The 24,736-nt window shown below is 61.9% G+C and carries 23 protein-coding genes; 11 read left to right on the forward strand and 12 right to left on the reverse strand.

Going from position 1 to position 24,736, the window contains the following annotated elements:
- Positions 1–2: 2 nt before the first annotated feature.
- The 4 genes from JOE27_RS09440 to acs form a co-directional block, all read right to left on the reverse strand.
- Positions 3–701 (reverse strand): ABC transporter permease, encoded by a 699-nt coding sequence (locus tag JOE27_RS09440; protein ID WP_115274156.1) that lies wholly within the window; start codon positions 699–701, stop codon positions 3–5.
- Positions 698–1,387 (reverse strand): ABC transporter permease, encoded by a 690-nt coding sequence (locus JOE27_RS09445; protein ID WP_012315602.1) that lies wholly within the window; start codon positions 1,385–1,387, stop codon positions 698–700. Before JOE27_RS09445 ends, JOE27_RS09440 begins: the two co-directional genes overlap by 4 nt.
- Before the next feature lie 88 nt (positions 1,388–1,475).
- Positions 1,476–2,261 (reverse strand): ABC transporter substrate-binding protein, encoded by a 786-nt coding sequence (locus JOE27_RS09450; protein ID WP_115274155.1) that lies wholly within the window; start codon positions 2,259–2,261, stop codon positions 1,476–1,478.
- A 506-nt stretch (positions 2,262–2,767) separates the two neighbouring features.
- Positions 2,768–4,729: an acetate--CoA ligase gene (acs, locus tag JOE27_RS09455; protein ID WP_204918600.1), complete on the reverse strand. Its 1,962-nt coding sequence runs from the start codon at positions 4,727–4,729 to the stop codon at positions 2,768–2,770.
- 427 nt (positions 4,730–5,156) lie between these two features.
- Here acs and JOE27_RS09460 point away from each other — a divergent pair, with 427 nt between their 5' ends.
- A complete protein-coding gene (locus JOE27_RS09460) occupies positions 5,157–5,411 on the forward strand; it encodes a DUF2790 domain-containing protein (RefSeq protein ID WP_012315605.1) in 255 nt (84 codons plus the stop codon).
- Positions 5,412–5,492: 81 nt separating this feature from the next.
- Here JOE27_RS09460 and JOE27_RS09465 read toward each other — a convergent pair whose 3' ends face one another.
- Positions 5,493–7,052 (reverse strand): sigma-54-dependent phenylalanine hydroxylase transcriptional regulator PhhR, encoded by a 1,560-nt coding sequence (locus tag JOE27_RS09465; RefSeq protein ID WP_046785398.1) that lies wholly within the window; start codon positions 7,050–7,052, stop codon positions 5,493–5,495.
- Between the two features lie 256 nt (positions 7,053–7,308).
- Here JOE27_RS09465 and phhA point away from each other — a divergent pair, with 256 nt between their 5' ends.
- The 4 genes from phhA to JOE27_RS09480 all read left to right on the forward strand — a co-directional run bounded on the left by phhA (position 7,309) and on the right by JOE27_RS09480 (position 10,115).
- Positions 7,309–8,097, forward strand: coding sequence for a phenylalanine 4-monooxygenase (gene phhA, locus JOE27_RS09470; RefSeq protein WP_012315607.1), 789 nt, complete (start codon positions 7,309–7,311; stop codon positions 8,095–8,097).
- 39 nt (positions 8,098–8,136) lie between these two features.
- The gene (locus tag JOE27_RS09475; protein WP_039604830.1) at positions 8,137–8,493 is read left to right on the forward strand and encodes a 4a-hydroxytetrahydrobiopterin dehydratase; all 357 of its coding nucleotides are present in this window, start codon (positions 8,137–8,139) and stop codon (positions 8,491–8,493) included.
- Between the two features lie 211 nt (positions 8,494–8,704).
- Positions 8,705–8,830 (forward strand): hypothetical protein, encoded by a 126-nt coding sequence (locus tag JOE27_RS24940; RefSeq protein WP_256345817.1) that lies wholly within the window; start codon positions 8,705–8,707, stop codon positions 8,828–8,830.
- 97 nt (positions 8,831–8,927) lie between these two features.
- On the forward strand, positions 8,928–10,115 hold the full coding sequence (locus JOE27_RS09480; RefSeq protein ID WP_046785400.1) for an MFS transporter: 1,188 nt from the start codon (positions 8,928–8,930) through the stop codon (positions 10,113–10,115).
- Positions 10,116–10,203: 88 nt separating this feature from the next.
- Here JOE27_RS09480 and JOE27_RS09485 read toward each other — a convergent pair whose 3' ends face one another.
- Positions 10,204–13,221 (reverse strand): FAD-binding and (Fe-S)-binding domain-containing protein, encoded by a 3,018-nt coding sequence (locus tag JOE27_RS09485; protein ID WP_119687583.1) that lies wholly within the window; start codon positions 13,219–13,221, stop codon positions 10,204–10,206.
- Positions 13,222–13,373: 152 nt separating this feature from the next.
- Here JOE27_RS09485 and JOE27_RS09490 point away from each other — a divergent pair, with 152 nt between their 5' ends.
- Complete coding sequence (locus tag JOE27_RS09490; protein ID WP_046785402.1) at positions 13,374–14,258, forward strand: LysR substrate-binding domain-containing protein; 885 nt, start codon at positions 13,374–13,376, stop codon at positions 14,256–14,258.
- A 100-nt stretch (positions 14,259–14,358) separates the two neighbouring features.
- Here JOE27_RS09490 and JOE27_RS09495 read toward each other — a convergent pair whose 3' ends face one another.
- The 6 genes from JOE27_RS09495 to JOE27_RS09520 all read right to left on the reverse strand — a co-directional run bounded on the left by JOE27_RS09495 (position 14,359) and on the right by JOE27_RS09520 (position 21,002).
- Positions 14,359–15,780 (reverse strand): amino acid permease, encoded by a 1,422-nt coding sequence (locus tag JOE27_RS09495; protein WP_161871241.1) that lies wholly within the window; start codon positions 15,778–15,780, stop codon positions 14,359–14,361.
- Positions 15,781–16,589: 809 nt separating this feature from the next.
- The gene (rluB, locus tag JOE27_RS09500; RefSeq protein WP_204918602.1) at positions 16,590–17,654 is read right to left on the reverse strand and encodes a 23S rRNA pseudouridine(2605) synthase RluB; all 1,065 of its coding nucleotides are present in this window, start codon (positions 17,652–17,654) and stop codon (positions 16,590–16,592) included.
- A gap of 227 nt (positions 17,655–17,881) precedes the next feature.
- The gene (scpB, locus tag JOE27_RS09505) at positions 17,882–18,661 is read right to left on the reverse strand and encodes an SMC-Scp complex subunit ScpB (protein ID WP_119687585.1); all 780 of its coding nucleotides are present in this window, start codon (positions 18,659–18,661) and stop codon (positions 17,882–17,884) included.
- Entirely contained in the window at positions 18,648–19,373 is a 726-nt protein-coding gene (locus JOE27_RS09510; RefSeq protein WP_177433170.1) for a ScpA family protein, read from the reverse strand. Before JOE27_RS09510 ends, scpB begins: the two co-directional genes overlap by 14 nt.
- A gap of 125 nt (positions 19,374–19,498) precedes the next feature.
- The gene (locus tag JOE27_RS09515; protein WP_039604644.1) at positions 19,499–20,128 is read right to left on the reverse strand and encodes an L-threonylcarbamoyladenylate synthase; all 630 of its coding nucleotides are present in this window, start codon (positions 20,126–20,128) and stop codon (positions 19,499–19,501) included.
- Positions 20,129–20,141: 13 nt separating this feature from the next.
- Positions 20,142–21,002, reverse strand: a complete 861-nt coding sequence (locus tag JOE27_RS09520; protein ID WP_115274149.1) for a PHP domain-containing protein — start codon at positions 21,000–21,002, stop codon at positions 20,142–20,144.
- Positions 21,003–21,069: 67 nt separating this feature from the next.
- On the opposite strand from JOE27_RS09520, the gene JOE27_RS09525 reads away from it, so the two are divergent.
- From JOE27_RS09525 to JOE27_RS09545, 5 genes are all read left to right on the forward strand, one after another.
- Positions 21,070–21,663 (forward strand): septation protein A, encoded by a 594-nt coding sequence (locus JOE27_RS09525; RefSeq protein WP_046785407.1) that lies wholly within the window; start codon positions 21,070–21,072, stop codon positions 21,661–21,663.
- 1 nt (position 21,664) lies between these two features.
- Complete coding sequence (locus JOE27_RS09530) at positions 21,665–21,964, forward strand: YciI family protein (RefSeq protein ID WP_039604111.1); 300 nt, start codon at positions 21,665–21,667, stop codon at positions 21,962–21,964.
- A 78-nt stretch (positions 21,965–22,042) separates the two neighbouring features.
- Positions 22,043–22,720 (forward strand): response regulator transcription factor, encoded by a 678-nt coding sequence (locus JOE27_RS09535; RefSeq protein WP_046785408.1) that lies wholly within the window; start codon positions 22,043–22,045, stop codon positions 22,718–22,720.
- A 141-nt stretch (positions 22,721–22,861) separates the two neighbouring features.
- Complete coding sequence (locus JOE27_RS09540; RefSeq protein ID WP_115274148.1) at positions 22,862–23,278, forward strand: Spy/CpxP family protein refolding chaperone; 417 nt, start codon at positions 22,862–22,864, stop codon at positions 23,276–23,278.
- A gap of 58 nt (positions 23,279–23,336) precedes the next feature.
- Positions 23,337–24,677 carry a HAMP domain-containing sensor histidine kinase gene (locus tag JOE27_RS09545; protein ID WP_115274147.1) on the forward strand — a complete coding sequence of 447 codons (1,341 nt, stop codon included), beginning with the start codon at positions 23,337–23,339 and terminating at the stop codon, positions 24,675–24,677.
- Positions 24,678–24,736: the final 59 nt, after the last annotated feature.

Below are 24,736 nucleotides of genomic sequence, written 5' to 3' on the forward strand. Positions count from 1 at the left end.
GTTCAGTGCTTGCGCGGCGCCAGGTAGCCGAGCCAGCGGCGTTCGGCCATCTTGAACAGGCGCACCAGGATGAAGGTCAGGCACAGATAGAACACGCCCGCCGTGATGTAGGCCTCGAAAGGCAGGTAGTACTGGGCATTGACCGTACGTGCGGCACCGGTGATGTCGATCAGGGTCACGATCGACGCCAGGCTGGTGGTCTGCAGCATCATGATCACTTCGTTGCTGTACTGCGGCAACGCCCGGCGCAGGGCCGACGGCAGCAGGATGCGACGGTACATCTTCATGCGGGACATACCCATGGCCTTGGCCGCCTCGATCTCGCCGTGCGGGGTAGCCTTGAGGCTGCCGGCGATGATTTCGGCGGTGTAGGCACTGGTGTTGACGGCAAATGCCAGGCACGCACAAAACGTGGCGCTCGATAGCAATGGCCAGAAGATGCTTTCGCGCACTGCCTCGAACTGAGCCAGGCCGTAGTAGATCAGGAACAGCTGCACCAGCATCGGCGTGCCGCGGATCACATAGGTGTAGAGCCAGGCCGTGAGGTTGACCACCGGCTGCTTGGACACCCGCATCAAGCCCAGCGGCACAGCCGCCAGCAGGCCGAAGAACAGCGATATCGCCAGCAGCTTGAGGGTGGTCAGCAGGCCGCCGAGGTACAGCGGCATGGCCTCCCAGATGACGTTGTAATCGAAAATCATAGCTCAGCCACCTTGACGCCCACCGAGTAGCGCTTCTCGAGATACTTCAGTGCCAGCAGCGAGACACTGGTCAGCACCAGGTACAACGCCGCCACCGCCAGGAAGAAGGTGAAGGGTTCGCGGGTGGCGTCTGCCGCCTGCTTGGCCTTGAACATCATGTCCTGCAGGCCGACCACCGAAATCAGGGCCGTCGCCTTGGTCAGTACCAACCAGTTGTTGGTGAAGCCCGGGATCGCCAGGCGGATCATCTGCGGCACCTGAATGCGGAAGAATACCTGCCGGTTGCTCATGCCATAGGCCGCGCCAGCTTCGGCTTGGCCCTTGGGAATACCCAGGAACGCACCTCGGAAGGTTTCTGACAGGTAGGCGCCAAAGATGAAGCCCAGGGTACCGATGCCTGCGACCAGCGGGTTCAGGTCGATGTAGTCGTCATAGCCCACCAGCGGCCCCAAACGGTTGATGATGTCCTGCCCGCCGTAGAAGATCAGCAGGATCAGCACCAGGTCCGGAATACCCCGGATCACGGTGGAATACATATCGCCCAACCAGGCCAGCCAGCGCACCGGCGACAAGCGCAGCGCCACGCCAATCAGGCCGAGCACAATGGCCAGGGCCATCGACGACAGGGCGAGCTGCAGCGTCAGCCACGCCCCGTCGAGGATGACTGCCCCGTAGCCTTTCAACATGATGAGGTCCTCGACCTAAAGAATGAAAAATGGTGCAAACCTCAGAGCCTCTGCTGTTTGCACCATTGCACAGGTGAAACTCGACGTGTTACTTCGAGTCTGGACCGTAGATGTCAAAGTTGAAGTACTTGTCCTGGATCTGCTTGTACTTGCCGTTTGCACGGATCGCGTCGATGGCCTTGTTGATACGCTCGCGGTTGGCATCGTCACCTTTGCGCACGGCGATGCCGATGCCGTCACCGAAGTATTTCGCGTCGGTGAACGAAGGACCAACGAAGGCAAAGCCCTTGCCGGCGTCGGTTTTCAGGAAACCGTCTTCCAGCAGGGTGGCATCAGCCACGGTGCCGTCGAGGCGGCCAGCGGCCACGTCGAGGTAGATTTCGTTCTGGGTGCCGTACGGAACCACGGTGGCACCTTTGGCGCCCAGCACTTCCTTGGCGAAGCGGTCGTGGATCGAGCCGCGCTGCACGCCGATCTTCTTGCCTTTGAGTTCATCCAGGCTGTCGCTGACGGTAGCGCCGTCCTTCATCACCAGGCGCGCTGGGGTCAGGTAGTAGCGCTTGGTGAAATCGACCGATTTCTTGCGGTCATCGGTAATCGACATGGACGACAGGATGGCGTCGATCTTGCGCACCTTCAGCGCCGGGATCAGGCCGTCGAACTCCTGCTCGACCCAGGTGCACTTGGCTTTCATCTCTTCACACAGGGCGTTGCCGATATCGTAGTCGAAACCGGCGATGCTGCCGTCGGGCTGCTTGAAGGCGAAGGGTGGGTAGGCCGCTTCGATACCGATTTTCAACGGTTTTTCATCAGCCTGCGACACCAGGGAAAACACGGAAAGCGCCAGGGCGCCAAGCAGTGCGAGCTTCTTCATCAGGTAACTCCATCGGTACGGGGCATTACAAGGCAGGAGTAACAACTGCCCGATATGCGAATGGGTACAACGCGAGCCGCGCAGGGTTCGACCAAGGTCGCAGACCACGAGCGAGTGAGTGGCATTTTAACGACAGCCCGGTAGTCGATATTTCTTCAAAGCGACAACTACTTACAGAAGCGCTTGAAACGGCAGCGGGCGAGGTTGACAGCCTTTGCAAGATATGCAAGAGCGCAAGGAAAATAACCTATAGAACTAGCAATTACTGGGCCTATTATTGGCAAAGCCTTGTACGACGGCAAGTGTAGCGTGCTGCACTGCAAGAAATGGCGCCGCGAACGCACCGAAACGGGTCATGAGTGTTCCCGCTCGCCCCGCAGCTGTGCGTAATCGGTGACAGAAGAGTTACCGATGAATGTCGGGTAACAGTAAAGCAAAAACCCCGCCGGTTGCCCGTGCGGGGTTTTCGTTTGAAGCAGGACTGCCCCGCAGTCCCGCTCATTGCATCAGGCCGACGCCAGGTTCATTGCCTTGTGGGTATCAATCAAGTGCTGCACCACGCCCGGGTCGGCCAGGGTGGAGATATCACCTAGCGAGCCGTATTCCGCCGTGGCGATCTTGCGAAGGATACGTCGCATGATCTTGCCCGAGCGCGTCTTCGGCAGCCCTGGCGCCCACTGGATCACATCTGGCGAGGCAATCGGGCCGATCTCCTTGCGCACCCAGTTCTTCAGCTCCAGGCGTAGCTGCTCGCTGGGCTCCACGCCGGCATTGAGGGTCACGTACACATAGATGCCCTGCCCTTTGATATCGTGCGGCACCCCCACCACCGCAGCCTCGGCCACTTTGGCATGGGCGACCATGGCGCTTTCGATCTCTGCGGTACCCATACGGTGGCCGGAAACGTTGAGCACGTCATCCACCCGGCCCGTGATCCAGTAGTAGCCATCCTCGTCACGGCGCGCGCCGTCACCGGTGAAGTACATGCCGCGGAACGTCTTGAAGTAGGTATCGACGAAGCGGTCATGATCGCCATACAGCGAGCGAGACTGGCCCGGCCAGGAATCGAGGATCACCAGGTTGCCCTCGGCGGCACCATCGATCAGGTTGCCCAGGTTGTCCACCAGCGCCGGCACCACACCAAAGAACGGACGGGTCGCAGAACCCGGCTTGAGGCCCGTGGCGCCCGGCAGCGGGCTGATCAGGATGCCGCCGGTCTCGGTCTGCCACCAGGTGTCGACGATCGGGCAACGCTCCTTGCCGACGGTCTTGTAGTACCAGTTCCAGGCCTCAGGGTTGATCGGCTCACCGACCGAACCCAGCAGGCGCAGGCTCGAGCCGTCGGCACCCTCAACGGCCGCCTGCCCTTCGGCCATCATGGCGCGAATCGCTGTAGGTGCGGTGTAGAGGATGTTGACCTTGTGCTTGTCGACGATCTTCGACACCCGGGTAATGTCCGGGTAGTTAGGTACGCCCTCGAACAGTAGCGTGGTCGCACCGTTGGCCAGCGGCCCGTAGACGATGTAGCTGTGGCCGGTGACCCAACCGACGTCAGCGGTGCACCAGTAGACCTCGCCGGGGCGGTAGTCGAATACGCGTTCGTGGGTCAGCGCGGCGTACACCAGGTAACCACCGGTGGTGTGCAGCACGCCCTTGGGCTTGCCGGTTGAGCCGGAGGTATAAAGAATGAACAGCGCCTCCTCGGCACCCATTTCCTTTGGCGCGCAATGGCTGGAGGCCACCTTCATCAGGTCTTCGTACCAGATGTCTCGGTGCTGGTGCCAGGCGATGTCACCACCGGTGCGCTTGCACACGATGATTTTCTGCACGCTGTTGGTTTCAGGGTTGGTCAGCGCCAGGTCCACGTTGGCCTTGAGCGGAGTACGGCGGCCACCGCGCAAACCTTCGTCGGCGGTGATCACCACCTTGGACTTGCAATCGATGATGCGCCCGGCCAGCGCTTCAGGCGAGAAGCCGCCAAACACCACCGAGTGAATCGCACCGATGCGGGCACAGGCCAGCATGGCAACCACGGCCTCAGGGATCATCGGCATGTAGATGGTCACTACATCCCCACGGTGCACGTCCTGCCCGCGCAGGGCGTTGGCGAATTTGCAGACCTGCTCGTGCAGTTCGCGATAGGTAATGTTGCGGTGCTCGGAAGGGTCGTCACCTTCCCAGATGATTGCCAGTTGGTCGCCGCGCTCTTCGAGGTGGCGGTCCAGGCAGTTGGAGGAGACGTTGAGAGTGCCGTCGGCAAACCACTTGATATCGACATGGTGATCGTCGAAGGAAGTCTGCTTGACCTTGGTGAAAGGCTTGATCCAGTCAATGCGCTGGGCCTGCTCACGCCAGAAGCCGTCCGGGTTGATCACCGATTGCTGGTACATGGCCTTGTAGGTGGCCTCGTCGGTCAGGGTAGTGGCCGCAACCTCGGGACGAACGGGATACAGTGGAGCCGCACTCATCTGTGTTACCTCGGTGTAATAGTTGTTTTTGTATGGAACCGTTTGTAACTGTACCAGAGCGGCAAAAGCCATACGACGATGGTAGTAACGCGACAGGTTGCGCACCTTGTGGACGGCCGGAAAGGCTCTAGGCCGCAGCTGGCAACCCGGCGAGAGGCGAAAGCAAAAGATTTTCCCGGGGGATTGTTACAGTTTCTGTCAAAAGGCGAAAAAACTTTATCAAAACGCCCACTGTTTCCCTTAATTACCGAAGCATAAGATTCACTACGCCAGCAACGGCAAAGGCGATTAACAACTGGTAACAGTCACAGCCCCCACGAAGGCAACTCGTTAATCGCGCGCTAATCCGATAGTTGAAAACTTGGCTGTATTCGCGGTGCCACAAGCGCCGCGCGCCCCCTCACGACCTTAGACAGGTAAATAGAAAATGAAAGCGTTACTGGTATTGGTACTTGGTAGTCTTTGCAGTGCGGCAATGGCCGATGAAGCAAAGGATGCCGAGCAGATTCCGGTTGAACAGTACAGTTATTCGCAGCACCTGGATATCGCCCGCGTCATCTCCATGAGCGAAGTGCCAAACGTGTGCGAAGTCGTGCCGGCCCGCATGACCTACGAGGATTCCAAGGGTCAGAAGCACATTCTCGAATACCGCGTCATGGGTAACGGCTGCTCCAACGGCTGATGAATGATTTGGGCCCTGCGGGGCCCATTCGTCACCCATCCCACGATGAACAGTGTTGAGTTTAATCCACCCGCCACTCCGTCACTCATTCGACTTGCCCAACGAATAATCCCGCAACTTGTTGGCAATGGTTGTATGTGAAACACCCAGTCGCTTGCCCAGCGCCCGGCTACTTGGATATTCCCCGATCAGACTTTCCAGTACAGCCTTTTCAAAGCGCCCGACAATCTGCGAAAGATCACCTTCAAGGGTAAATTCACCCAAGGGTTGCCGCACGCCGTAATCCGGCAGGCGGATATGCTCGCCTTTCACTATTCCGCCTTCGCACAGCGATACCGCCTGGAACAATACGTTTTCCAGTTGCCGGACATTGCCCGGCCAATGGTAGTGCGCCAGTTTGTCCATCGCCGCAGGCGCCAGGCGCGGCAGGGCACAACCAATCTGCCGGCTGGCCTGATCGAGAAAGTGCTGCACCAACCCCTCCAGGCCGTCCATGCACTCGCGCAACGGCGGTATGTGCAACGACAACACATTGAGGCGATGGTACAGGTCCTGGCGGAATTCGCCCCGAGCGCACAATTCGGAAAGGTCCACCTGGGTTGCGCAGATCACCCGTACATCCAGGTACACCTCCTCATCACTGCCTACACGACGGAAGCAGCCGTCCTGCAGAAAGCGCAGCAGCTTCACCTGCAGGCGAGGGCTCATCTCCCCCACCCCATCGAGGAACAGTGTCCCACCAGCGGTCAACTCCAGAAGGCCCAGTTTGCCTTCGGCGCGCGCGCCCTCGAACGCACCGGGGCCATAACCGAACAGCTCGGTTTCCGCCATGGACTCTGGCAGGCCGGCACAATTGAGGGCCATCAAAGGCGCCTGCCCCCGCGGGCTAGCCAGGTGGCAGGCACGCGCCAACAGCTCTTTGCCGGTACCTGTCTCACCTTCGATCAGCAACGGCGCGTCCAGCGGCGCCATGCGCCGCGCCTCACGCACCACAGCCGCCATCACCCGCGAGCTCTGGAAGATGCTATCGAAGCCGCGCAGCTCCTGTTTGCGTACGTTGTAGATCCGCTCACCGATGCGGTCGGCACGGTGCAAGGTCAACACCGCGCCAGCCAGTGCCTCGCTGTCGTCATGCTCGGACTGCAAAGGTGCGATGTCGGCCAGGAAAATATCACCCTTGACCTTGACCCGCAGGCCATTGATTCGAGATTTGTTGGCCCGCACCAGTTCCGGCAGGTCAAAGTCCTCTACATAGCGCGCCAACGGGATGCCCGGCACCTCGTCGACCCTCACACCCAGCAACTGCGCGGCCGTGCGGTTGGCGGCGACGATGCTGCCGCCCATGTCGACCGACAGCACCGGGAAATCCAGCGCCCCCAGCAGCGCGTTGAGCTCCATGTGCCGTCGCTCGCTGGGCATCAAGCCGACACGCTTGACCCCGAAGACCCCGGCAATCGACTCGAATTTCGGACGTAGAGCCTGGAACTGCAGGTTGATGAGGTTCGGGCAATGCAGATAGATGGCATTGCCATGGTCACCGCCGACTTCACCACGGAGTACGTTGATTCCGTACTCCACCAACAGGTTGAGGATGTCGCGAAGGATGCCGATGCGGTTCTGGCAATGCACTTTGATACGCATGAAAGCTCTCGAAGCGGCGAAGTTTTTAAATCGGCCGCATAATATTCGTAAAGAAAAGCTGACAAAAACACAGCAAGGGCCAGCTCGACACACCGAATTTTCCGCGATGCCGCCATGTTTGTAAAATTATCGTTACGAAAAACGCCTTGAAACTGCAGTTCAGGCGTTCTGACACCGCGTGCAATCGGGCAGATGAAGGGATATTTCTTAGGTATGTCGTGGACATAACAATAAAAGCCCTCACTAGGAGAGCCACATGAAACAGACGCAATACGTGGCGCGCGAGCCCGATGCGCAAGGCTTCATCGACTACCCGCAGCAAGAGCATGCGGTATGGAACACGCTGATCACCCGCCAGCTGAAAGTCATCGAAGGCCGGGCATGCCAGGAGTACCTGGATGGCATCGATCAGCTCAAGCTGCCCCATGACCGCATTCCGCAACTGGGCGAGATCAACAAAGTGCTGGGCGCCACCACCGGTTGGCAGGTTGCCCGTGTGCCGGCACTGATCCCCTTCCAGACCTTCTTCGAGCTGCTGGCCAGCAAACGCTTCCCGGTCGCCACGTTCATCCGCACCCCACAAGAGCTGGATTACCTGCAGGAACCGGACATCTTCCACGAGATCTTCGGCCACTGCCCGCTGCTGACCAACCCCTGGTTCGCCGAGTTCACCCACACCTATGGCAAGCTGGGCCTGGCCGCGACCAAGGAACAGCGCGTGTACCTGGCGCGCCTGTACTGGATGACCATTGAGTTCGGCCTGATGGAGACCGCACAAGGCTGCAAGATCTATGGCGGCGGCATCCTCTCTTCGCCCAAGGAAACCGTCTACAGTCTGTCCGGTGAGCCGGAGCACCAGGCCTTCGACCCGATCGAGGCCATGCGCACCCCCTACCGCATCGACATCCTGCAGCCCCTGTACTTCGTGCTGCCGAACCTCAAGCGCCTGTTCGACCTGGCCCACGAAGACATCATGGGCATGGTCCAGCAAGCCATGCAGCTGGGGCTGCATGCGCCGAAGTTTCCACCCAAGGTCGCCGCCTGAGCGACCTTGCCGACAACAACTCGAATCGGAAAACACCTCATGAATGCCTTGAACCAAGCCCACTGCGAAGCCTGCCGCGCCGATGCGCCGAAAGTCACCGACGAGGAACTGGCCGAACTCATCCGCGAGATACCGGACTGGAACATCGAAGTACGTGACGGTCATATGGAGCTGGAGCGTGTGTTCCTGTTCAAGAACTTCAAGCACGCCCTGGCATTTACCAACGCAGTAGGCGAAATCGCTGAAGCCGAAGGTCATCACCCAGGCCTGCTGACCGAATGGGGCAAGGTAACCGTGACTTGGTGGAGCCACTCCATCAAGGGCCTGCACCGCAACGACTTCATCATGTGCGCGCGGACCGACAAGGTTGCCGATACCGCTGAAGGGCGCAAGTAACACGTTGCAAAAGGCCGCTGCGCGCCCTGTTCGCGGGGCGCGCAGCGGCCTTGTTGTGTCAGGAAAATGTCCGGTATCCGCCCGCAAAACCGACAAGCGACCGGGAAAAATTACAAACTGTCATCCAGACTTGTGTATCCTGCCTCAGCTTTGCGAAGCTCCAAACGCGCCTGGCGCAGCCTTTTGACTCACACTTGCGAGGAACGACGAGATGCACGAAATCCCGAATCTTCCCTTCCCAAGCCTGAACCCCGAAGAGCAAACCGTTGCCGCTCACTCCGAACCGGCGCCTGCCGTCGAGGATGGCGACGATCAATCCAGCGCTGACCAGGAATAACCGCGCATCCCCCCGACTGTGTGAAAACGGCTGACTTTCGGACTACCGCTGTCATCACGTTTTCACACCGTCCAGAACTTCTGCCACGTAGGCCCCCATGCCCGACTCACCGCGCCCCCTTGCGGTCACCCTGCAAGTCGTCTCCATCGTCCTGTTCACCTTTATCGGCTACCTGAACATCGGCATACCCCTCGCCGTGCTGCCTGGCTACGTGCACAACGACCTGGGCTTCAGCACCGTCGTCGCCGGCCTGGTGATCAGCGTGCAATACCTCGCCACCCTGCTCAGCCGCCCCACAGCCAGCCGCATCATCGACAACCTGGGCAGCAAGAAAGCCGTCATGTATGGCCTCGCCGGTTGCGGCCTGAGTGGTGTTTTCATGCTCGCCTGCGCCTTCCTCACCCACCTGCCTTGGCTGAGCCTGGCCTGCCTGTTGGTCGGCCGCCTGGTACTGGGCAGTGCAGAAAGCCTGGTGGGCTCGGGTTCGATAGGCTGGGGGATTGGCCGGGTCGGCGCTGAAAACACCGCTAAAGTCATCTCCTGGAACGGGATCGCCAGCTATGGTGCGCTGGCCATCGGTGCCCCACTGGGCGTGCTGATGGTAAAACACCTGGGGCTGTGGAGCATGGGGGTGAGCATCATCCTGCTATGCGCGATAGGCCTGCTGCTGGCATGGCCAAAACGCGCTGCGCCGATTGTCAGCGGCGTGCGTATGCCGTTTCTGCGGGTGCTGGGCAAAGTGTTCCCGCATGGTTCGGGCCTGGCGTTGGGCTCGATCGGCTTTGGCACCATCGCCACCTTCATTACCCTGTACTACGCCAGCCGTGGCTGGGCGAATGCAGCACTGACCCTGAGCCTGTTCGGTGCCAGCTTCATCTGTGCGCGGCTGCTGTTCGGCAATCTCATCAACAGGATTGGCGGGTTCAGGGTGGCGATCGTGTGCTTGTCGGTCGAGACACTGGGCCTGCTGATGCTGTGGCTGGCACCCAGCGCAGAACTCGCCTTGGCCGGAGCGGCGCTCAGTGGCTTCGGCTTCTCGCTGGTGTTCCCGGCGCTGGGCGTGGAAGCGGTGAATCAGGTTTCGGCAGCCAACCGCGGGGCGGCGGTGGGGGCATACTCGCTGTTCATCGACCTGTCGCTGGGCATTACCGGGCCACTGGTGGGCGCGGTGGCGTCGGGGTTCGGGTTTGCTTCGATGTTTCTGTTTGCGGCAGCGGCGGCGTGCTGCGGGCTGGTGTTGAGCCTGTATCTGTACCGCCAGGCGCGGCGTTTCAGGCATATTTGAGCGCATGGGGGGGGGCGCTACGCACCCCTTTCGCGACACGAGGCCGCTCCTACGGGTAACCGCGTACCTCTGCAGGAGCGGTCTTGTTTCAGCGGGCGTACTGCAACACCACTTCCAGCGGATGGCGCATCTGCCGCTCGGTCATGCGCTTGACCTGGCTACGGCACGAATAGCCAGTTGCCAGGGCCTCGCCCTCCTTGTCCAGCTTGGTCGCCCAGGACTGTTCGAAGATGGTCCGCGACGTCTCCTGGTTACGCGCCTCATGCCCGTAGGTACCGGACATGCCGCAGCACCCCGTGGCCTCGGTCACCAACTTCAGGCCCAGGCGCGCGAACACCTGCTCCCATTGCCGGGTACTGGCCGGCACGTTGGTCTTCTCGGTGCAGTGCGCCATCAGGCGGAAGTTGCCGGGCGCGGCGTGCGCCTGTTCGGGCAGCACATCCATCAGCCATTCCTGGGGCAGCAACACCTTCGGGCAGCCCTCCAGGCCCGGCACCTTCTGGTACTCCTGGCGGTAGACCAGGGTCATGGCAGGGTCCAGGCCCACCAGCGGTACACCACAGTCGGCCAGGGCCTTGAGCTGGGTGGCATTACGGATTGCCGCCTTGGCAAAAGCCCCCAAAAAGCCCTGCACGTGCAGCGGCTTGCCATTGGCACTGTAAGGCGCCAGGAACACGCGGTGGCCCAGGCGATGGGCCAGCTCGATGAAGGCGGCCAGCAGTGGTGTCTCGAAGTAACGGGTGAAGGCATCCTGCACCAGCACGATGCTGCGCTCGCGCTGGGCCGGGGTCAGTTCACGCAGCGCCGGCACACTGGCCACGCCAACCCGGCAGCGCGTGAGGGTGGACTGGAAGTTGAAGCGGCTGATCAGCGGGCTGTCGACCATGCCGACCTTGTCCGCCAACAAACTGCTGACCCACTTCGACCCCATCACCGCGTTGTACAGCCCCGGTGCATGGGCCAGGTAGGGGATGCTGAATTCCAGCGAACCGATCAGGTAATCACGCAGCGGGCGCTGGTAGCGACCGTGGTACAGCTCGAGGAAACGCGAGCGGAAGTCCGGCACATTGACCTTGATCGGGCACTGGCCTGCACATGACTTGCACGCCAGGCAGCCGGCCATGGCGTCGTAGACCTCATGGGAAAAGTCTTCCTGGCCCTGGTTGCGTGCACGGTTGTTGCGCAGCCGTGCCGGCAGCCCCTTGAGCCAGGACACCTTGTTGCGCGCCGCAGCCAGCACATCGATGTTCGCCTCACCCTGCAGGCGCAGCCATTCGCGCATCAACGAGGCGCGCCCCTTGGGCGAATGCTGGCGCTCACGGGTAGCCTTCCATGAGGGGCACATGGCGTCATTGGGGTCATAGTTGTAGCAAGCACCATTGCCGTTGCAGTGCACGGCACTGCCGAAGTCCTGCCATACACGCTCGTCGATGGTACGGTCGAGGTCGCCACGCAAGGTTACGCCATCGACCCTGGTCAACCCTTCGGCGCTGCCTGGCGGGGTGCAGATCTTGCCGGGGTTGAGCTGGTTGCGCGGGTCGAAGGCACCTTTGAGCCGCTGCAACGCCGGATACAGCTCACCGAAGTACTCCGGCACATATTCCGAACGCAGCCCTTTGCCATGCTCGCCCCACAGCAGCCCGCCGTAGCGTTTGGTCAACGCCGCCACGGCGTCGGAAATCGGCTTGACCAGTGCCGCCTGGGCGGGGTCTTTCATGTCCAGTGCCGGGCGTACGTGCAGCACGCCGGCGTCGACGTGGCCAAACATGCCGTAGGCCAGGCCATAGCCGTCCAGCAGCGCGCGGAAATCGGCAATGTAGTCGGCCAGTTGCTCCGGCGGCACTGCGGTATCTTCAACGAAAGGTTGCGGGCGCACCTCGCCCTCGACGTTGCCCAACAGGCCCACCGAACGCTTGCGCATTGTGTAGACCCGAGTCACGGCCTCGGCCCCTTCGGCCAAGGTGTGGCCCAGGCGCTCGACACTGGTGTCGCGCTGCAGGTGGTCGATGAAGGCTTCAACCCGAGCATTGACCTCGGCCGGCTCATCGCCACAGAACTCCACCAGGTTGATACCCAGCGTGGGGCGCTCCGGGTCGGCCGGGAAGTACTCGGCAACGCTGTGCCAGACGATGTCTTTCATCGCCAGCATCAGCACCTTGGAGTCCACCGTCTCGATCGACAACGGCTTGTGCGCCATCAGCGCATTGGCATCGCGCAGCGCGTCCATGAAGCTGGTGTAGCGGACGTTGACCAGCACCGCATACTTGGGAATCGGCAGCACGTTGAGCTTGGCTTCGACCACATAACCCAACGAACCCTCGGCGCCACACAGCACACTGTTGAGGTTGAAGCGGCCCTGTTCGTCGCGCAGGTGCGCCAGGTCGTAGCCGGTCAGGCAGCGGTTGAGCTTGGGGAAGGTGGTTTCGATCAGCTCGGCCTGGGTTTCCTGAATTTCGCGGGCAGTCCGATAGACCTCACCCACCCGACCGGGCGCAGCACAAGCCTGCTCCAGTGCAGCGTCATCGATCGGCAGGCTGTGCAGGCGCTCGCCACCGAGCAGCACGCTGTGCAGTTCCAGCACGTGATCGCGAGTCTTGCCGTAGGTGCAACTGCCCTGGCCGCTGGCGTCGGTGTTGATCATGCCGCCAACGGTAGCGCGGTTGGAGGTGGACAGTTCAGGCGCAAAGAACAGCCCGTGCGGCTTGAGCGCGGCATTGAGCTGGTCCTTGACCACGCCAGCCTGCACCCGCACCCAACGCTCCTGGACATTGATTTCGAGGATGGTGTTCATGTGCCGCGACAGGTCGACCACGATACCGTCGGTCAGCGATTGGCCATTGGTGCCGGTGCCGCCACCGCGCGGGGTCAGTTTGACCTGCTGGAAGCGTTCTTCGCCCATCAGCGCGGCCACCCGCGCCACATCGTCGGCGTCCAGCGGGAACACCGCCGCCTGGGGCAGGCGCTGGTAGATGGAGTTGTCGGTAGCCAGCACGGTACGGGTACCGTAATCGGCGCTGATCTGGCCACGGAAGCCGCTGCTGCGCAGGGCTTCGAGGAATTCTGGGTAGGCGGCGGTCGGCGCAGTGGTCGGCAGCTGGGCGATCATCGAAGGATGGCCTCTTGATATGGGCTAATTCACGGGAATCCTGTCGCCCTGGCATGGGTTGAGCCATGCCAGGATGACGAATAGGCCAATGTTCCTGTAGTTTCGCCCCAGGGGCAAACGGATAATCCTGCCGCTATCAATGACTTTTATGAATGAATTACCGCCACCTCACACCCTCCATGTCATTGCTGCTGGCTTTCGAGGCTGCCGCCCGGCATGAAAGCTACACCCGCGCAGCTGCCGAACTGTCCCTGACCCAGAGCGCGGTCAGCCGCCAGGTGCAGGCGCTGGAACAGCAACTCGGGCTGACCCTGTTCCGCCGCGAAGGCCGCCAGGTACAGCTCACCGACGTGGGCCGGCTGTACCAGCGCGAGCTCAGCGAAGCCTTGGGCCGCATCCGCAGCGCCACCTTGCAGGCCCTGGCTTACCAGTCCGGGGTCGGCACGCTGCGCCTGGCGACCTTGCCCACCTTCGGCTCCAAGTGGCTGCTGCCGCGCCTGCATGCCTTCTACAGCGCCCACCCGGGCATGCTGGTGCATATTCATTCGCGGATCGAAGCGATCAACTTCGACACCAGCGAGATCGATGCCGCCATCGGCGTGGCCAGCCATGACCTGCCGGGGCTGATCTGCCATCGGCTGCATGCCGAGGAACTGGTGGTGATCCTGCCACCGCAAGCCAACATCGACGGCCAGGGTTGGGACCCGGCACGTATCAGCGCCGAGGTGCTGCTCAACGTTGCCAACAATCCACATGCCTGGGGCGAGTGGTTTTCACACCATGGCCTGCCGCACCGGGCGATGCGCCTGGGGCCGAGTTTCGAGCTGACGTCACACCTGATCCAGGCGGTACGTGCAGGGATCGGCATCGGCTTGGTGCCGCGGATACTGGTGGACGAGGAGCTGGCCAAAGGCGAGCTGTTCAGCCCTGGTACGGCGTTCGCCAGCCAGCGCAGCTATTACCTGATCTATCCGCCAAGGAACGAAGCGTTGCCCTCGCTGCGGGCGTTTCGTGGCTGGTTGCTCGAGCAGATCTGAGTGCTTTCCTGCGTTCACAGACCCTGTCGCCGGCGAGGCGGCGCATAAAAAACCCGATGCCAGCCACCTGACATCGGGTTTCGTTCACCGCCCGCTGCGCTTACTTGGTAGCGGTGCCGGCTGCTGCGCCATTGCCCAGCTCACGACGCTTGGACTTGATGATGTAGAAGACGAACATCACCAGCACCCACACCGGAATGGCATACACCGAAACCTGGATGCCCGGGATTTGCAGCATGATGCCCAGGATCAGTACCACGAATGCCAGGCAGATGTAGTTGCCATAGGGGTACCACAGGGCCTTGAACAGCGGCTTCTGGCCGGTGCGGTCCAAGTGCTGGCGGAACTTCAGGTGCGAGTAACTGATCATGGCCCAGTTGATCACCAGGGTCGCCACGACCAGCGACATCAGCAGCTCCAGCGCATCATGCGGCATGAAGTAGTTGAGCAGCACGGCAATCAGGGTAACGGCTGCCGACACCAGGATCGAACGCACCGGCACGCCGCGCTTGTCGACCTTGGCCAGGGCTGCGGGGGCATCACCTTGCTCGGCCATGCCCAGCAGCATGCGGGCATTGCAGTAGGTACCACTGTTGTACACCGACAGTGCCGCCGTCAGGACCACGAAGTTCAACAGGTGGGCGGCCACATCGCTGCCCAGCAGCGAGAACACCTGAACGAACGGGCTGCTACCGTAGCTGCCGCCAGAAGCATCGATGCTGGCGACCAGGCTGTCCCACGGGGTCAGCGACAGCAGAACGACCAGCGCACCGATGTAGAAGATCAGGATGCGGTAGATGACCTGGTTGATGGCCTTGGGGATCACGGTTCTCGGCTTGTCGGCTTCGGCTGCAGTGAAGCCGAGCATTTCCAGGCCCCCGAAGGAGAACATGATGAACGCCAGCGCCATGACCAGGCCGCTGACACCATGCGGGAAGAAGCCCCCATGCGCCCACAGGTTGGTCACCGAAGCCTCGGGGCCGCCGCTGCCGCTGGTCAGCAGGTAGGCGCCCAGGCCGATCATGCCGACGATGGCCGCGACCTTGATGATGGCGAACCAGAACTCGGCTTCGCCGAACACCTTCACGTTCATGAGGTTGATGACGTTGATCAGCAGGAAGAAGCCCGCTGCCGTGACCCACGTCGGGATCTCCGGCCACCAGTAGTGAATGTACTTGCCGACCGCCGTCAGCTCCGACATGCCCACCAGGATGTACAGCACCCAGCAGTTCCAGCCCGACATGAAACCGGCAAAACCGCCCCAGTACTTATGGGCAAAGTGGCTGAACGAACCGGCCACCGGCTCTTCGACGATCATCTCGCCAAGCTGGCGCATGATCATGAAGGCGATGAAGCCGCAGATGGCGTAGCCCAGAATCATCGACGGGCCGGCGGATTTCATCACGCCTGCCGAGCCAAGGAACAGGCCGGTACCAATCGCGCCGCCAAGGGCGATCAACTGGATGTGGCGGTTCTTCAGGCCCCGCTTGAGCTCGCCTGAATGCATGTTGTGTTCACTCATGAACGAAGTCACCTGCATTGTTTTTATCTGTGACGGAATCGGACCCACCGCGCTCGTGGCGCAGCGGAATGGGCAAGGTGGTTACCTTGGTTTCTTGAACACAGTCGCCGCCGCAGCGGATCAGCCAGGTGTGAGCAAGAGTGCGCGGTACGCAAGAGGGTCACAGGTAAAACGCGGCGCACTGTATACCCCTGCAAGCGCGCAGGCGTCAACGCGTTGCGTCGTTTCCTCGGAAAAAACGCAGCGATCCTGTGGTAGGAAGCCCTGAAAGGCGGAGTGATCGGCGTACATGGCGCCTCCATTTGTTGTTCTATAGGCCCGGCTCTTCGGACGGGCTTTTGCACACGGCAATGGTCGCTATATCAGCGTGGGACGGGGGGTTGAGCAATAGGGCTGGCGGCGCAGGCGGGGCTCTTGAGCTGCGGGAGCGGCAAGATCCGTTTACAGAGAAGGTGCCCAGCAAGAGAAACCGGGGCAATTCGTACAGTTTTCTTTACGGGGCGGTTTGAAAACTTGCCAGTCGTCCGAAAAATTCTTTTTCTTCAACATCTTGGCGCGCGGTGAGGCCCACACAAAACTGCAGACGAAAAAAAGCCAGCCCGAAGGCTAGTGCCTGCCAGTCAGCGTTATTGGGGCTGCTACGCAGCCCATCGCCGGCAAGCCAGCTCCTACAGGAACCGCGCAGTTCTTGGTTTGCGCTGTAACCTGTGGGAGCCGGCTTGCCGGCGATGGGCCGCACAGCGGCCCCAAATCGCTTAACTGACTGGCATTAGCCCGAAAGCTGGCGCTTTGATCACGGCCTGAGCCGATCAGCCACGCGGTTTGCCGCGACCACGCCCTGCCGGCTTGTCACCGTCGGGCTTGGCCGGGCGCTTGCGCATCTCGCTTGGACGCTCAGCCACCGCACTGCCGCGGCTGCCTTTGCGTGGCGCTTCTTCACGCGGCTGGCGAGCCGGACGCTCGGCAGCTGCGGCTTCCTGCGCCGGGCGCAGGCTGCGCACACGCTCGCTGCGCCCCATGGGCCGGGTCGACTTGCGCTGCAGGCGCTCCATCTTGTCTTTGGCCTTGAGGTTCATGGCAGGCAGCGCCACCGGCTGCAGGCCCACTTCAGCGGCCAGGATGTCGATTTCGCCCTGGGTCATTTCACGCCAGCGGCCCATCGGCAGATCGGAGTTGAGGAACACCGGGCCAAAACGCACGCGCTTGAGGCGGCTGACCACCATGCCCTGGGATTCCCACAGGCGGCGCACCTCACGGTTGCGGCCTTCCATCACCACGCAGTGGTACCAGTGGTTGAAACCTTCACCACCCGGGGCCTTCTGGATGTCGGTGAACTTGGCCGGGCCGTCTTCAAGCATCACGCCCGCCTTCAGGCGTTCGATCATCTCGTCGTCGACCTCGCCACGCACACGCACCGCGTATTCGCGGTCCATCTCGTAGGACGGGTGCATCAGGCGGTTGGCCAGTTCACCGTCGGTGGTGAACAGCAGCAGACCGGTGGTGTTGATGTCGAGTCGGCCAATGTTGATCCAGCGGCCTTCCTTCGGCCGCGGCAGGCGGTCGAACACGGTCGGGCGGCCTTCCGGATCGTCACGGGTGCAGATCTCGCCATCGGGCTTGTTGTACATGATCACCCGGCGCGTGGCCTCGGCGGCCTCTTCGCGCTTGATCAGCTTGCCGTCGACAGCGATGGCATCGTGAAGGTCGACGCGCTGGCCGAGGGTGGCCGCGACGCCATTGACCTTGATGCGGCCCTGGCTGATCCAGGCTTCGACTTCACGGCGCGAACCCACGCCGATGCGCGCCAGCACTTTCTGCAGCTTTTCGCCGGCTGGCGGGGTGATTTCGGTATTTTGCAGGTCTTGCTCACTCATCTGGGCACCTCCCGGTGTAGGAATGAAAACAGAGGTTCTGGCGACGAACGCGCCAAAAGGTCGCGCATCATACGCGGTTCCAAAGGGGAACGCACTGGAGCTTAGAGGGTTTTCAGGGGGTGGAGTGGTTTTCTGCCCAGTGGTTTTGTAATGAAAGGGCCGGCCTCATCGCCGGCCAGCCGGCGCCCACCACGCCGCGCAGCACCTGTAATCCCGGCGCCCAAGTCTCAGGGCTGCACCTTGTTTTGATCCTCAACCGCGACTTCAGGCTCTGGCGCATCTTCCTCTGGCAAATCATCGAAATCGGTCTTGAGCCCCTCCTCCATCGCATCCAGTTCCACCAGCAGGCTACGGAAGCTCGTTTCCTCCTTAGGTTCGGCGACCGCCTCCTCGTCGGCCAGGCTGGCATCGGCCAACGCCTGCAAATGCGCCGGTACCGGTGCATCATCCGGGTCCAGCAACGGCTCCGGCTCCATTTCGCGCAGCTCGGCCAAGGCCGGCAACTCGTCCAGGCTCTTGAGGTTGAAATGATCGAGAAACGCCTTGGTGGTGGCGAACATCGCCGGCCGCCCAGGGACCTCGCGGTGGCCAACTACCCGGATCCATTCACGCTCCATCAAGGTCTTGATGATGTTGCTGTTGACCGCAACACCCCGCACGTCCTCGATCTCGCCACGGGTGATGGGCTGGCGGTAAGCGATCAAGGCCATGGTTTCGAGCAGCGCACGGGAATAGCGCTGCGGGCGTTCTTCCCACAGGCGGCCCACCCACGGCGCGAAATTGTCGCGAATCTGCAGGCGATAGCCGCTGGCCACTTCCTTGAGCTCGAAGGCCCGGCCACTGCAGGATTTGCCGAGCACGTCCAAGGCTTTCTTGAATACCTTCGGCTCAGGGCGCTCGGCCTCCTCGAACAGCTCGTACAGCCGTTCAAGAGATTGCGGTTTGCCTGAGGCAAGCAGAAACGCCTCGATCAGCGACGCCAGGTCGCGGGGTTCATTCAGATTCATCAGGTTCTTCGACAGACTCGGCACGCACCCGGACATGGATCGCGGCGAAAGGCTCATTCTGCACCAGTTCGATCAGCGATTCCTTCACCAGCTCAAGAATTGCCATGAAGGTGACCACCACACCCAGCTTGCCTTCCTCAGCCATGAACAGCTCCACGAAAGGCACGAAGCCGCCACCCTTCAGCCGTTCGAGCACTTCGCTCATGCGCTCGCGGGTAGACAGCGTCTCACGGGTGATCTGGTGGCTTTCGAACAGGTCGTTGCGGCGCATGACCTCGGCCATCGAAACCAGCAACTCTTCCAGGCTGACCTGGGGCAACAGCTTGCGCACCTTGGCCTGGGGCGCCTCAAGGCGCGGCACCACGACGTCACGGCCAACCCGCGGCAGTTCGTCGATGCCTTCGGCCGCAGCCTTGAAACGCTCGTACTCCTGCAGGCGGCGGATCAGCTCGGCACGCGGGTCGCCTTCCTCCTCCTCGACCTCGGCGGAACGTGGCAGCAACATGCGCGACTTTATCTCGGCGAGCATGGCAGCCATCACCAGGTATTCGGCGGCCAACTCCAGGCGCACGCTTTTCATCAACTCGACGTACCCCATGTACTGGCGGGTAATCTCCGCCACGGGGATGTCAAGAATGTCGATGTTCTGCTTGCGGATCAGATAAAGCAGCAGGTCGAGCGGGCCTTCGAAGGCCTCGAGGATGACCTCCAGCGCGTCCGGTGGAATGTAAAGGTCCACCGGCATCTCGGTCAGGGCTTCGCCGTAAACCAGGGCCAACTGCAATTGTTGAGGCAGTTCGGCTTCGATGGCCGCAGCCTCGGGTATCTCCATCTGGCTCACGCGTTGACCAGAAATGGCGTGGGGTCGCCGCAGCCTTCGCGGATCAGTTCGGGCTCGTCGCCAGACAGGTCGATGATGGTCGAGGCCTTCAGGTCGCCGAAACCGCCGTCGATGACCAGGTCCACGTGATGCTCCAGGCGCTCGCGAATTTCATAGGGGTCGGTCATCGGCTCGGTATCACCGGGCAGGATCAGGCTCACGCTCATCAGCGGCTCACCCAACTCTGCCAGCAGTGCCAGAGTGATGCCGTGGTCCGGAACCCGCAGGCCGATGGTGCGACGCTTCTCGTGCAGCAACAGCCGCGGCACCTCGCGGGTGCCATTGAGGATGAACGTGTAGGGGCCGGGCACATGCGCCTTGAGAAGACGGAAAGTGCCGGTGTCGACCTTCGCGTACAGGCCCAACTGCGACATGTCGCAGCACATCAGGGTGAAATTGTGGGTCTTGTCCAAACCGCGCAGACGCCGAACCCGTTCGATCGCTGCCTTGTCACCGATCTGGCACCCCAGTGCGTAGGCCGAGTCGGTCGGATAGACGACCACACCGCCCTTACGGATGATTTCCACCGCCTGGCGAATCAGCCGCGGCTGGGGGTTCTCCGGATGAATCTGGAAAAATTGGCTCACGAAGTCTTCCTGTTCATATCGCCATAGGTTGTTCATGGCTGAATCGGCGCCACAGAGGTGGCAGATCCTCAGGCAATGGCCGGTAGGCACCGATCTCGCCCCAGGTGCCGGGGCCGTGGAAATCGCTGCCAGCGCTTGCCAGCAGGCCGAACTCACGAGTGAGGATGGACATCGTGCCCACCTGCTCGGCAGGCATCATCCCATTGACCACTTCAAGCGCCTGCCCACCTGCCTGAATATAGTCGGCAATCAGGCGCCTGCGCTTGCTGCGGGTCAGATCGTAGTGCATTGGATGGGCCAGGCTCACCCAGGCGTTGGACTGGCGCAATGTGGCAACGGTTTCCTCGAGCGTCGGCCAATGCAGCTTGACGTCACCCAGCTTGCCGGCCCCCAACCACTTGCGAAACGCTTCACCACGGTCTTTGACGTGGCCTGCGCGCACCAGGTGCTCGGCAAAATGCGGCCGTGCCGGTGCGTTACCGCTGTCGCCCAACTCCTGCTGCACGGCGCGGGCACCCTCGAGGGTACCTGGCATGCCCTTGGCCGCCAGCCGTTTGTCGATTTCCTCGGCGCGCAGCCAGCGGCCACGGTGCAGGGCTTCGATCGCTTCGAGCAGCGGCGGGGCTTCAAGCGGGAAGTCATACCCCAGTACATGGATGGTCGCGCCCCCCCACGTGCACGAAAGCTCCACCCCGCTGACCCAGCGCATGCCCCGTTCGACGCAGGCCTGGCGGGCCTCGGGCAGGCCTTCAAGGGTGTCATGGTCGGTCAGTGCCAACGTCTGCACCCCGTGCTCCTGGGCCCGGGCGACCAGGACCGCGGGCGCCAGGGCGCCGTCGGAGGCCGTGCTGTGACAGTGCAGATCAACATTCATAGAGGAGCGCTACCGCTGGATTCGATGTTTGTTATTATGCCGCCACATCCCGATTCTGGCTGCCATTGTGAAACAATTCATCGATTTCATCCCGCTGCTACTGTTCTTCATCGTCTACAAGCTCGACCCCCGCCCCATGGAAGTGGCAGGGCACAGCTTCGAATTCGGCGGTATCTATAGCGCCACGGCGATGCTGATCATCAGCTCGCTGGTGGTGTATGGCGCGCTGTTCCTGCGCCAGCGCAGGCTGGAGAAAGGCCAATGGCTGACGCTGGTCGCCTGCCTGGTATTCGGCGGCCTGACCCTGACCTTCCATAGCGAGACCTTCCTCAAGTGGAAGGCGCCGGTGGTCAACTGGCTGTTCGCCCTGGGCTTTGCCGGCAGCCACTTCATCGGGGACCGGGTGCTGATCAAGCGCATCATGGGCCACGCCCTGACCCTGCCCGATGCCATCTGGACCCGACTCAACCTGGCCTGGATCGCATTTTTCCTGTTCTGTGGCGCGGCCAACCTGTTCGTCGCCTTCACCTTCCAGGAGTTCTGGGTCGACTTCAAAGTCTTCGGCAGCCTGGGCATGACCGTGATATTCCTGGTGGCGCAGGGCGTGTACCTGTCGCGCCACCTGCACGACACTCCGTCTACCTCCAAACCCAAGGATTGACATGCTTTACGCCATCATTGCCAGCGACGTCGCAAATTCCCTGGAAAAACGCCTGGCCGCACGCCCGGCGCACATCGAACGCCTCAAGCAGCTGCAAAGCGAAGGCCGGGTGGTACTGGCGGGCCCGCACCCGGCCATCGACAGCAACGACCCGGGTGAAGCCGGTTTCAGCGGCAGCCTGATCGTCGCCGAGTTCGATTCCCTCAGCGCTGCCCAGGCCTGGGCCGATGCCGACCCGTACATTGCAGCGGGCGTTTACGACCAGGTCATCGTCAAACCTTTCAAGCAAGTCTTGCCCTGATCGATAAATTGTCGGCGTCTGCGGTATCTTTGCCACTGGCGAGCGCGTCAGACGCCGTCGATTTGAATTGAGTGAGTCATGAGCGAGCTGTTACTGATTGATGATGACCAGGAACTCTGCGAGCTGCTCGGCAGCTGGCTGACCCAGGAAGGTTTTGCCGTCCGCGCCTGCCATGATGGCCAGAGCGCGCGCCGGGCGTTGGCCGAACATGCACCGGCAGCGGTAGTGCTCGACGTGATGCTGCCTGACGGTAGCGGCCTTGAGCTGCTCAAACAGCTGCGCAGCGACCATGCAGAGCTGCCGGTGCTGATGTTGTCGGCCCGCGGCGAGCCGCTGGACCGCATTCTCGGCCTGGAACTGGGCGCTGACGATTACCTGGCCAAGCCCTGCGACCCGCGTGAGCTGACCGCCCGCTTGCGCGCAGTGCTGCGCCGCAGCCACCCGACCGCTACCACTACACAGGTGGAGATCGGCGACCTGGCCTTCAGCCCCGTGCGCGGCGTGGTCAGCATCGATGGCCGCGAGATGACCCTTACCCTGTCTGAAAGCCGTATCCTCGAAGCTCTGCTGCGCCAGCCAGGCGAGCCGCTGGACAAGCAGGAGCTCGCGCAGATCGGCCTGGGCCGCAAGCTGACCCTTTACGATCGCAGCCTGGACATGCACGTCAGCAACCTGCGCAAGAAGGTCGGCCCGCACGCCGACGGCCGCCCGCGCATCGTCGCACTGCGTAGCCGCGGCTACTACTACAGCCTGTAGGCAGGGGCCGCTGCAAGCTTGCAGCTTGAAGCTCGCAGCGCTTTCTTTACCCAGCCTTTACCGTTCGCTGACTGCGCTTGACCTTGATCTCCCTAGACTGAGCTCATCCGGTAACCACCGGCCCATGACAGGAGAGACACCATGCGCAAGACCTTGATCGCCCTGATGTTCGCCGCTGCCTTGCCGACCGTGGCCATGGCCATGCCAGAAGGCGGCCCGCGTCACGACGGCCCGCATCATCGCGGTGACGCGCCTTTCGCCCAGCTGGACCTGAGCCGCGACCAGCGCCAGCAGATTGGCAAGCTGATGGGCGACCAGATGAAAAACCGCCGCGACATCACCGAACGCTACCTGGCCAAACTGCCGGCAGCGGACCAGAAGGCCATGAAGGACGAACTGAAGGCCAGCCACGACAAGACCGATAGCCAGGTCCGTGCCCTGCTCAAGCCAGAGCAGCAGAAGAAGTTCGACGAACTGCAAAAAGCGCGTGAAGCACGCAAGGCTGAATGGAAGGAATTCCAGGCCTGGAAAGCTGAAAAAGCCGACAAGGCCCAGTAAGCTGTCCCACCAATGCCCGGCCCGCCCACAAGCGCGCCGGGCTTTTCCCGTTTAGGAGGTGCTCTTGCGTTCTCTGTTCTGGCGCATCCTGGCCAGTTTCTGGCTGGCTATCACCCTGGTCGCAGGCCTGTCGATCCTACTGGGCCATATGCTCAACCAGGATGCCTGGATACTCAGCCGCCACCCCGGTCTCAGTACGCTCGCCAGCCGTTGGGTCAAGCACTATGAACACGAAGGCCTGGCGTCGGCTCAGCATTTTCTCGAACGACGCAAGCAGCGCTTCAAGATCGATGTACAGGTGCTCGACGACAGTGGCGAGGCCGTGGTACCCGGTACCTTCCCGCGCCGCGCCGCAGCCTTCGAGGCGCGCCAGCACAATGACGAGCGCCGCCTGCCCTGGCGTCGTCTGACCGAGGAATACACCAGCCCCGAAAGCGGTGAGACGTACCTGCTGATCTACCGTATTCCGCACCCGGAACTGGACGCCTGGCACCGCGAGAGCCTGCTCTGGCCCCTGAGCGCCCTGGGCATAGCACTGGTGGTGCTGACCCTGTTCAGCCTGCTGGTGACCCTGTCCATCACCCGCCCGCTGAGCCGCCTGCGCAGTGCGGTGCACGACCTTGGCCAGGCCAGCTACCAGCAAAACAGCCTGGCGCGCCTGGCTGCACGGCGTGATGAGTTCGGCGTGCTGGCCAAGGACTTCAACAAGATGGGTGCCCGCTTGCAGAGCCTGATCGGCAGCCAGCGCCAGTTGCTGCGCGACGTTTCCCACGAACTGCGCTCACCGCTGGCGCGTCTGCGCATCGCCCTGGCGCTTGCCGAACGGGCTGAAGCCGAGCAGCGCCAAGCCTTGTGGCCGCGTCTGACCCGCGAATGTGACCGGCTGGAAGACCTGATCAGCGAAATTCTGACGCTGGCCCGGGTCGATGCTGAGCAGTCTCACGCCGAAACGGTCGACCTCAACGCCCTGCTGGGCAGCGTGCGCAAGGACGCACAGCTCAGCGCACCAGAGCAGGACGTTCGGCTGGAGGCGCAACCGGGCTTGACGCTGCAAGGCTGGCCAACGCTGATCGAGCGTGCCGTTGACAACCTGCTGCGCAATGCCTTGCGTTTCAATCCGCAGGGGCAGCCGATCGAGGTGCGCGCCGGGCGTGAGCAGGGGCGCATCGTCGTGAGTGTGCGTGACCATGGGCCGGGGGTGTCGGCGGAGCACCTGGCGCAGCTGGGTGAGCCGTTCTTCCGTGCCCCCGGGCAGGAAGCACCCGGGCATGGCCTGGGGCTGGCGATTACGCGCAAGGCGGCGGAGCGCCATGGCGGGAGTCTGGTACTGGAGAACCACCCACAGGGTGGATTTGTCGCCCGGCTGGATTTGCCGCTGGAAGTGGAGATTGGCAGTTGAATCCGAGAGGGCTGCGCTGCAGCCCAATCGCCGGCAAGCCGGCTCCCACAGGTACCTCG

Source organism: Pseudomonas sp. M5 (assembly GCF_016907075.1).
In the GTDB taxonomy this organism is placed as follows: domain Bacteria; phylum Pseudomonadota; class Gammaproteobacteria; order Pseudomonadales; family Pseudomonadaceae; genus Aquipseudomonas; species Aquipseudomonas putida_E.

Coding starts and splice junctions, on each gene's coding strand:
- JOE27_RS09440 (WP_115274156.1), bottom strand. CDS start 701: ATGATTTTCGATTACAACGTCATCTGGGAGGCCATGCCGCTGTACCTC.
- JOE27_RS09445 (WP_012315602.1), bottom strand. CDS start 1,387: ATGTTGAAAGGCTACGGGGCAGTCATCCTCGACGGGGCGTGGCTGACG.
- JOE27_RS09450 (WP_115274155.1), bottom strand. CDS start 2,261: ATGAAGAAGCTCGCACTGCTTGGCGCCCTGGCGCTTTCCGTGTTTTCC.
- acs (WP_204918600.1), bottom strand. CDS start 4,729: ATGAGTGCGGCTCCACTGTATCCCGTTCGTCCCGAGGTTGCGGCCACT.
- JOE27_RS09460 (WP_012315605.1), top strand. CDS start 5,157: ATGAAAGCGTTACTGGTATTGGTACTTGGTAGTCTTTGCAGTGCGGCA.
- JOE27_RS09465 (WP_046785398.1), bottom strand. CDS start 7,052: ATGCGTATCAAAGTGCATTGCCAGAACCGCATCGGCATCCTTCGCGAC.
- phhA (WP_012315607.1), top strand. CDS start 7,309: ATGAAACAGACGCAATACGTGGCGCGCGAGCCCGATGCGCAAGGCTTC.
- JOE27_RS09475 (WP_039604830.1), top strand. CDS start 8,137: ATGAATGCCTTGAACCAAGCCCACTGCGAAGCCTGCCGCGCCGATGCG.
- JOE27_RS24940 (WP_256345817.1), top strand. CDS start 8,705: ATGCACGAAATCCCGAATCTTCCCTTCCCAAGCCTGAACCCCGAAGAG.
- JOE27_RS09480 (WP_046785400.1), top strand. CDS start 8,928: ATGCCCGACTCACCGCGCCCCCTTGCGGTCACCCTGCAAGTCGTCTCC.
- JOE27_RS09485 (WP_119687583.1), bottom strand. CDS start 13,221: ATGATCGCCCAGCTGCCGACCACTGCGCCGACCGCCGCCTACCCAGAA.
- JOE27_RS09490 (WP_046785402.1), top strand. CDS start 13,374: ATGAATTACCGCCACCTCACACCCTCCATGTCATTGCTGCTGGCTTTC.
- JOE27_RS09495 (WP_161871241.1), bottom strand. CDS start 15,780: ATGAGTGAACACAACATGCATTCAGGCGAGCTCAAGCGGGGCCTGAAG.
- rluB (WP_204918602.1), bottom strand. CDS start 17,654: ATGAGTGAGCAAGACCTGCAAAATACCGAAATCACCCCGCCAGCCGGC.
- scpB (WP_119687585.1), bottom strand. CDS start 18,661: ATGAATCTGAATGAACCCCGCGACCTGGCGTCGCTGATCGAGGCGTTT.
- JOE27_RS09520 (WP_115274149.1), bottom strand. CDS start 21,002: ATGAATGTTGATCTGCACTGTCACAGCACGGCCTCCGACGGCGCCCTG.
- JOE27_RS09530 (WP_039604111.1), top strand. CDS start 21,665: ATGCTTTACGCCATCATTGCCAGCGACGTCGCAAATTCCCTGGAAAAA.
- JOE27_RS09535 (WP_046785408.1), top strand. CDS start 22,043: ATGAGCGAGCTGTTACTGATTGATGATGACCAGGAACTCTGCGAGCTG.
- JOE27_RS09540 (WP_115274148.1), top strand. CDS start 22,862: ATGCGCAAGACCTTGATCGCCCTGATGTTCGCCGCTGCCTTGCCGACC.